Raw genomic sequence first — 7677 nt, 5'->3', positions numbered from 1 at the left:
CTCGCTCCCGGTGAGAAGGCGTACGCAGCCCTGCTCGCCAGCGGCGGCGGCATGGACACCTACGACACGAACACCCTCCCCCTCAGCCTCCAGGGCCCCAACCCCGGCAACAACATCAGCAAGCCCGTCACCATCGACCTGCCCGGCCGAGTAGCGTTCGACGACGGTGCCCGCGTCACCTACTGGACCACAGCCCCCGGCCTCGCCCTCGGCTTCATCATGCCGTCCTGACACACCTCAACCGGGACCACTGCGCCCCGAGCTGACGAGGACCCGCACATGGCAGCTGACGGCTTCTGGCCGCGCCTCCGTGAGGGCTCCCCTGCCGACCCACTCCACGTCCCTGTCCACGACACAGCCGAAGCACAGCTCAGGCGGTAGCGTGGCGGCCGCCGGGGCTTGGACCGGGGCGCGCTCCGATGCCGGCCGCGGTGTGCTGTCCACCCGCGAGGCCGGCATCGTCGCCTCACAGGTCGCAGTGGCTGGCAGACGTGGAACTCCGCCGTCCTGCCCGGCGCCGGACCGCCCCGAAGGCCCGGAGAACGGCCTCACCCCGCCGAGCCAGAACGTTTCGGACTCCTCGCCTCCGGCTTCACCGACGCAGTGGCGGGAGTACGCGTGGGCATTCCGTGCGCAGCGTCCGCCGGCAGATGGCCGGCCTCAAGGCGGCCCAATTCGGCTGGCTGCGCTCATTCTCTGACAACATGGTTCGCCGGGTTGGCGCTGGCAGGGGATCGCTGCGGTGGGCAGGCTCGGGCAGCCCCTCACCCGCACCGGGACCTTCGGGTGAGGCATCCTTCCGTCATGCTGTGGACCCGCGCCCTGACAGTCGGGCTCCTCATAGGGAGCTTCGCGGCTCTGCTGGTCGGCCCGAGGGGCGAGGGCACCGACCACCTGCGCCTCGCGCTGATCACAGGATCGGTGGCCGGCCAGGGCCTGGCCATTCCCCTGTCGCTCGTCAGCGCGGGCGTGTGGGCGTGGGTCCGGGAGCCACAGCCGACGTGGCGGTGGGATCCCGTCCTGGGGGCGGTGTCGCTCGTTCACGGCACGTTGACGATCGTGCTGGCTCGTGCGGTACTCCGATGGCTGGATACCGAACCCGTCCCCAGCGGAGTGGGCGATCCCGACGGCGAGACCTCCCTGGCCCTGCTCGCCGGCCTGTCCGGAAGCGTCGCCGTCCTGCTCGGCGTCTCGATCCTGGTGCGTCGGCGGACGGTGCGGTTGCGCGCTCAGCAGCGGGCGCAGGAGGAGTCCGTATGAATGCCGGGCAATGGCCCCGCCTTGTCAGCCGCCGGGCTGTGTTCACGAAAAGCGGTTCTTGTCCGGTTCCCGTGAACACCGCCAGGGGCAGGTCGCGGGGCGCCGTAGGTCTGGGCGAGCTGTTGTGTCTGGTCAGGGAGACTGCGTCGGATGCGGTCGAGACAGGCAGGAGCACGGCCGGATCCAGTTGGCTGCTTCGCGAACGTCCTGTTCGTCGGACTGCCCGGAGTCAGCAAGACGATGCTGTCGGTCGTACTGGGGCCGGGCCGCGGTCGAGGCTGGGCACTGCGTCTACTTCACGACCGCGGCCGAACTCTCAGCCCGCTGCCAAGCAGAGGTATCTGAAATCCTCCGCGATCCTGACGACCAACGTCGGCCTCACCAAAGCGCACATGTCCCGGCGAACTTGTGCCAGACGTCGCCGAGACTTCACGGGTTCCGGCAGCAACCCGGATGCTGCATGATCGGATGATGCTGGTCGAACTGGTGAAGGTCGCAAAGTTTCCCTGGAGCCCTTGGCTGGCCCAGATCCGGATGCCGTTCGGAGGGACCATGGTCCGCTGGTGCGGCGACCAAGCCGCGGAGCCTGGCAAGTACCACGTCGAGTGGACGGTCGACGTGGACATTACCTGGGGGCGGAACGCGAAACCGGCTGTCGATTGCGGACCGGGAGTCCGACCTGGCGGGCACTGCGTTGTCCTGCGGGGCCGGCTGAACCGCACCGTGGACGGCGCCGCCGTGCTGGACTTCGACGGCTCGCAGATTCTGCTGGACCTTGCAGATCCGCTGCCCGAAGGAGTGGACGGCACGTGGGTGGAGCTCTTCATCGAGCGCGAGAAAATCGCTCTCTACCCGTACGAACTCTGACCAGCGGTCAGCAGCCCTGGGCCACCGCCCGCGTTGCCAAGTGGGTCTCATGAATACGGTCGGGCAGATAGATCAGGGCAGCTTCGGAGTCCATGCAGAACGCGGCGGTAACGAGCTGGTGTCCAGGGCGTTGACCAGGTCGAGCAGTCGAGTGCAGCGGATCACGCGGGCCGGAAGCCGCACGCGTCGAAGACGTGACTGACATGGGCGATGAAGGCCGGGAAACGGGTTCGCATGTCGTGATCACCGAACAAACCAGAAGGCCGCGACGACGCTCTCAAGCAACTCAGCCACATCGCACACGCGAGGGCATTCGGTGGGCACGTTGCGTCTGACCGGCACATTCAGGCCGGGCTGGATGCGCTGATGGCCGGAGTCGAGAGTTCCTCCCTCGCCATGCTGGCCGGTCTCCTCCGGAGCGAAGAGCCCGAGGCGCCAGCGCTCTTCGACCAGGTGCTGGAGGAATCGGGATTGCTCTTCCACCCTCCCACTGACCCTCGGGCCACGAAATGGGCGATGGCCTATTGGGTGGCCGGTCAGATCGCCGAGGGGTCCTTGGATCCCGCGGTCGCCACCCACCTCATCCGGGCAGACATCGCCTATGACCTCGCCACCCGGCAGAATTGGAACCCCTCGTCCACTGCGCGCAAAACTTGGACGGCTGGGAAGAGACCTGGGGAGTCGGCGTCGCGGAACTCAACGAGGAAGCGGTTGAGGCGGCGAAGCAGTTTCTTGGCAAGGGGTCGGCAGCCGAGGCGGGGGTTTAACCAGCGGTGCGTGCTCCCACGCTGATTGTTCACGCACGAGCTGGTCCCCGGTCACTCAGACCCATTCCCGCCTGCACCACTGCTGTTCCAGCGACACCGCGGCTACGAGAACCGGGCGATCAGCTCAGGCACCGTCCGGAAAATGCTCACCACCGCGCTCGCACACACCGGGCTGACGGACTCCGTCACCCGCGGCCCATTGCACTTCACGCCGCACGAATTCCGCCGGCTGTTCATCACCGACGCCGTCTTCGGCGACCTGCCCCCGCACATCGCCCAGATCATCGCCGGACACCAGGACATCAACGTCACCTCGGCTACAAGGCGGTCTATCCCGACGAGGCCGTCCAAGCCCATCTGGCCTTACTGGCTCGTCGACGAGCTATGCGGCCAACCGATGAATACCGCGTCCCGACCGACGAGGAGTGGAGTGAATTCCTGGGCCACTTCGAGCGGCGCAAGCCTCCATCGGCACCTGCGGCAGCTCGTTCAGTACCCCTGCATCCACGAGCAATCCTGCGTCCGCCGCCCGACCCTGCCCCGCCAGCGAGGGTCGACCGAGCAGGCCGCCACCACGGCCATCGACACCGACTGCCGTCTGCTGCGGCTTCCCTCGATCAGAAACGAGTTCTCCGACGTCGCCGACCGGGCGCTGAAGGACCAGATGACCTCCCGCAGCTTCCTCGCCGAGCTGCTGATGGCCGAGTGCGACGACCGGTCCCGGCGCCGTTCTGAGCGGCGGATCAAGGCGACCGGCTTCCCCCGGGACAAGTTGGTGCGGACCCTCGACTTCGACGCGAACCCCAACATCGACGTGGCCACCATCCACACCCTCGACAGCTGCAATTGGGTCAAGAAGAGCGAGCCGCTCTGCCTGATCGGCGACTCCGGCACCGGCAGGTCCCACATGCTCATCGCTCGGAACCGACGCGGCAATGGCCGGCTGCCGGGCCAAGTACATGCTGGCGACGAAGCTGGTCAACGAGCTCGTCGAAGCCGCCGACGAGAAGCAGCTCTCCAAGACCATCGCCCGCGACGGCCGCGTCGACCTCCTCTGCATCGACGAACTCGGCTACATGGAACTCGACCGCCGCGGCGCCGAACTCCTCTTCCAGGTCCTGACCGAACGCGAGGAGAAGAACAGCGTCGCCATCGCCTCCAACGAGTCCTTCGGGCGGCTGGACCAAGACGTTCGACGACCCCCGCCTCTGCGCGGCCATCCTCGACCGCCTCACCTTCAACGGCACCATCATCGAGACCGGCCGACTCCTACCGCCTCGCCAGCACCCGAGCCCGCGCGGAACGCGCAGAAGCGGGCTGATCAACCGCTTCAACGTTTGGCCGGCAGCTGCCGGAGACCGGCCAGGCCGACGTCATCCGAGTGGGACACGCCCTGGTACCAACGGCCCGGCGTCCAAGTGAGCTGCGATGCGCCGGATGGTCCCGGCGTTGTCCTCGAACAGATGCGCCTGCATGCCCGCCGCCTGCGCGGCCTCAACGATGACTGCGACATCGTCGATGAGCAGGCAGTTCTCCGGCCGCACGTCCAAGCTGGTGCATGCGACCTCGAAAGCACGCAGGTCAGGCTTTTCGATGCCGATCTCATGCGAGTAGACGATCTGCTCCACCAGTTCGTCGAAGTGATACAGCGTCGTCTCCCGCTCTCTGGCGCCGATGAAACTGTTGCTGAGGATGCCGAGCTTGCACCTTCCGCGCAGCCCTCGCACATAGTCGATGAGCTCCACGTTCGGCGTCCCTAGATACTCCGCCCAGAGATCAGCCATGAACGCTTCAACCCGGGGCGCGTCGAGACCCAAACGGGCCGCCACTTGCTCGTGCACCTCTTGCTCACTGATGTCTCCGACGCTCCCAGCCCGCCACACGTCGTGCATACGCTCATGGATAGTGCCCAGTGGCAGGTCCAGCCGCTCTTCCCACCGTTGCACCCATCCTGTTCCCGGCGTGATCTCCAGCACGCCGCCGATGTCGAGAATGACGCAGGTCGCGATCACGCGAACTTCCCCCTCTTCTTCTGGCCTGACCGGCGGACGCAGACCGCCCGCTCATGTGGTCGGCAGAGATACTGTCATCTCTCCCTCTGGGGCAAGGTCAAGCGATCTCCGAAGCTTGTGACAGCCCTGTCGCATCCAACCGACCCGGCTCGCCCCAATCAGCAGGTGCCTTCAAAGCTCGTGACGATCCGCGAAGCCATCGACCGGACGCTGACCGCGAAACTCGTTAACAAGCGCTGTCGAAAGAAGTGATCGAAGCCATCAGCTCAGTTGTTCGGCCAGTCCCACGATGATGCCCTCCGGGCCGCGGATGTAGCAGAGCAGATAGCTGTCCTCGAACCGGGCGATTTCGCCGACGAGTTCGGCTCCGTGAGGGCGCAGGCGGGCAACGGTGTTCTCGAGGTCGTCGACTGCGAACATGACGCGGTGCGTGCCGACAATGTTGTGCGGCCGGTTGCGCGGCCCGGCACTGATCGCCGTGGGGCTGCGGTACTTCGCCAGCTCAAGCCGACTGTGACCGTCCGGGGTCCGGAGCATCGCGATGTCACAGCGGACGCCGTCGAGTCCGGTGCACTGGTCGGCGAAGCGGCCCGCGACCTCCGCCCTGCCCTCCAGCTCCATACCGAGTTCCACGAAGAACGCGATGGCGGCATCCAAGTCCTCGACGACGATGCCGACGTTGTCCATCCGCTGAATCGTCATGCTGGTTTCTCCCTTCTTCGTCGTGCGGCCGGTGGCGGCCCTGATGTCCCGGGACGGGGCCGGTGGAGCGTTCTCGACATCTTCGGGCCGCCGAGCTCCACAAGATCTGGATCAGGCCTCAGCACCGCTCAGCAGACCAGCGCGCCAGGCGCCAGCACCGATGGGTGAGTGTGGCGCAGGTGGCCGCCCAAATGAGGACGATGAGCGCAACGTGCCCGTACCCGCCCGTTCCTCAATGCTGCCTCGTGTCCACGTACTTTTCTGTGTGCACCGCCGAGTACAGAGATACGCGCACCGCCCCGGTGTTCATCGGCTGGTTGTCGGTGCCGCGGGTGAACGAGATGGCGGCATCGATCGGGGAGCTGCGTCCGAGCGGGGGTCACCGTGAAGGATCCGTCGGTGCTCAGGGCGGTGACCCGGGTGGTGAGCGCGGAACCAGGCGTGTCCCCTGACCGGGACCGGTACGGCCGCACCCGACGGAGCGGCAGCGCCAGCGTGCCGGTCGCGCCCGGGGGCGAGCGCCGCGGCGGGTACAGCCAGGGGTACGGCGGCAGTGCGGCGCAAGCGCATGTAGGTGGCGCGTCGGGACAACCCCCGGTCGGCGGATATGCGGCGAAACGGTTCTCTCGACGGGTACCGTGTGTCGCTGCCGATGAGCGTGCTGCGAGCAGGACCTGTCCCGGGAGGCCCGCGAGGGGTTGGCGGCCGTCACGAGGGGCGGCTGCGCGGAAGTCGCCCGTCACGAGCGGATGCATGGGCTGCGCCGTTGTGGAAAGCCGCCAGGTATGGCACCCATCTCACCGAAGCCGAAGCGCCAGCCGAAGCCAGAGCGCGGAGACGACCACGATCGCTTTGACGGGGACCGGGACAAGGTTGCCGGTCCGGATGAGCGGGTGGAGGAGCGGGCACCGGACAAGCTCAGCGAGCTGCCCAAACGGTCCTGGGGGGCGGTGCTTCGCGGCACTTTCAGGGAGTTCAAGGACGACGAGCTGGCCGACCGGGCTGCGGCCCTGACCTATTACGGCGTGCTGGCCCTGTTCCCCGCGCTGCTGGTCCTCGTCTCCTTGCTGGGCATCGCCGGGGAGTCGGCGACCAAGCAGGTCCTGGACAACCTTCAGCGGCTCACCCCTGGCCAGGCGCGCGATGTGATCAGCAGTGCGGTGCAGCAGCTGCAGGGCAATGCCGGTGTCGGCTCGATCCTGGCGATCGTGGGCCTGGCTGTCGCGGTGTGGTCCGCCTCCGGGTACGTGGCCGCCTTCATCCGTACCTCCAACGCCGTCTACGACATGCCCGAAGGCCGTCCGGCGTGGAAGGTGCTGCCGCTGCGCCTGGGTCTGACCGTGGCGCTGATGGTCCTGGCCTGTGCGAGCGCGCTGATCGTGATCTTCACCGGTGGGCTGGCCCGGCAGGTCGGCACCGCTCTGGGGGTCGGTGACACTGCTATGACTGTGTGGTCGATCGCCAAGTGGCCGGTCCTGGTCCTCCTGGTCACGGTCATGATCGCGCTGTTGTACTGGGCTGCGCCGAACGCCAAGGGACGCGGGTTCAAGTGGGTGACCCCGGGAAGCTTCCTCGCCCTCGCGATCTGGATGATCGCCTCGGCCGGCTTCGCGTTCTACGTCGGGAACTTCGCCTCCTACAACAAGACGTACGGCACCCTCGCCGGGGTGATCATCTTCTTGGTGTGGTTGTGGATCACCAACATCGCCGTGCTCCTCGGGTTGGAGTTCGATGCGGAGATCTCCCGCCAGCGGGCGATCGCCGGCGGCCACCCCAAGGACGAGGAACCCTACGTCACGCCACGTGACACCCGGAAGTGGAGTGACGAAGACCGCCGCCGAATGGAGTGAGCGCGGTGGTCTCGGGCGGCTTGAGTGAGGGAAGCCGCTGGTCAGGAGTACTGTGCATGCTCTGGCGAGCTTGCGGGCAGGCGAGAACGGGCTGACCCCGCGCGCACGGCGTCCTGGATTCGGTCTGGGCATGCCGCCTGCGGGCGCCGACCTCCATGGCGCTGCCGGTCCTCCGTGGCGGCCGACCCGGGGAATGGTTCCCGTACGGAGACGTCGAGG

At 67.1% G+C, this 7677-nt stretch carries 7 protein-coding genes and 2 pseudogenes; 5 read left to right on the top strand and 4 right to left on the bottom strand.

Translation table 11 applies throughout. From position 1 onward, the window contains the following. From ACZ6I1_RS33105 to ACZ6I1_RS33095, 3 genes and pseudogenes are all read left to right on the top strand, one after another. A pseudogene (locus ACZ6I1_RS33105) lies at window positions 1-231 on the top strand (DUF4232 domain-containing protein); the annotation flags it as partial. Window positions 232-804: 573 nt separating this feature from the next. Next, the gene (locus tag ACZ6I1_RS33100) at window positions 805-1260 is read left to right on the top strand and encodes a hypothetical protein (RefSeq protein ID WP_469292643.1); all 456 of its coding nucleotides are present in this window, start codon (window positions 805-807) and stop codon (window positions 1258-1260) included. A 471-nt stretch (window positions 1261-1731) separates the two neighbouring features. After that, on the top strand, window positions 1732-2127 hold the full coding sequence (locus ACZ6I1_RS33095; RefSeq protein WP_469292642.1) for a hypothetical protein: 396 nt from the start codon (window positions 1732-1734) through the stop codon (window positions 2125-2127). Window positions 2128-2370: 243 nt separating this feature from the next. Here ACZ6I1_RS33095 and ACZ6I1_RS33090 read toward each other — a convergent pair whose 3' ends face one another. Beyond that, window positions 2371-2610 (bottom strand): hypothetical protein, encoded by a 240-nt coding sequence (locus ACZ6I1_RS33090; RefSeq protein WP_469292641.1) that lies wholly within the window; start codon window positions 2608-2610, stop codon window positions 2371-2373. Window positions 2611-3018: 408 nt separating this feature from the next. Further along, entirely contained in the window at window positions 3019-3189 is a 171-nt protein-coding gene (locus tag ACZ6I1_RS33085) for a hypothetical protein (protein WP_469292646.1), read from the bottom strand. Window positions 3190-3396: 207 nt separating this feature from the next. On the opposite strand from ACZ6I1_RS33085, the pseudogene istB reads away from it, so the two are divergent. Further along, a pseudogene (istB, locus tag ACZ6I1_RS33080) lies at window positions 3397-4215 on the top strand (IS21-like element helper ATPase IstB). A gap of 52 nt (window positions 4216-4267) precedes the next feature. On the opposite strand, the gene ACZ6I1_RS33075 reads toward istB, so the two are convergent. Both ACZ6I1_RS33075 and ACZ6I1_RS33070 read right to left on the bottom strand, forming a co-directional pair. Further along, a complete protein-coding gene (locus ACZ6I1_RS33075; protein WP_469292639.1) occupies window positions 4268-4906 on the bottom strand; it encodes an HAD family hydrolase in 639 nt (212 codons plus the stop codon). A gap of 261 nt (window positions 4907-5167) precedes the next feature. Beyond that, a complete protein-coding gene (locus ACZ6I1_RS33070) occupies window positions 5168-5608 on the bottom strand; it encodes a VOC family protein (RefSeq protein ID WP_469292638.1) in 441 nt (146 codons plus the stop codon). Between the two features lie 785 nt (window positions 5609-6393). On the opposite strand from ACZ6I1_RS33070, the gene ACZ6I1_RS33065 reads away from it, so the two are divergent. Next, window positions 6394-7458: a YihY/virulence factor BrkB family protein gene (locus tag ACZ6I1_RS33065; protein WP_469292637.1), complete on the top strand. Its 1065-nt coding sequence runs from the start codon at window positions 6394-6396 to the stop codon at window positions 7456-7458. Window positions 7459-7677: the final 219 nt, after the last annotated feature.

This window comes from Streptomyces sp. NPDC046303, assembly GCF_055588085.1.
The sequence above is the reverse complement of the archived record's forward strand: the minus strand, read 5'-3'. Positions and strand labels throughout refer to the sequence as shown.

Bases quoted from the DNA above. Each gene is read 5' to 3' on its own strand.
- ACZ6I1_RS33095 (WP_469292642.1), top strand. From the start codon at position 1,732: ATGCTGGTCGAACTGGTGAAGGTCGCAAAGTTTCCCTGGAGCCCTTGG.
- ACZ6I1_RS33065 (WP_469292637.1), top strand. From the start codon at position 6,394: ATGGCACCCATCTCACCGAAGCCGAAGCGCCAGCCGAAGCCAGAGCGC.
- ACZ6I1_RS33070 (WP_469292638.1), bottom strand. From the start codon at position 5,608: ATGACGATTCAGCGGATGGACAACGTCGGCATCGTCGTCGAGGACTTG.
- ACZ6I1_RS33100 (WP_469292643.1), top strand. From the start codon at position 805: ATGCTGTGGACCCGCGCCCTGACAGTCGGGCTCCTCATAGGGAGCTTC.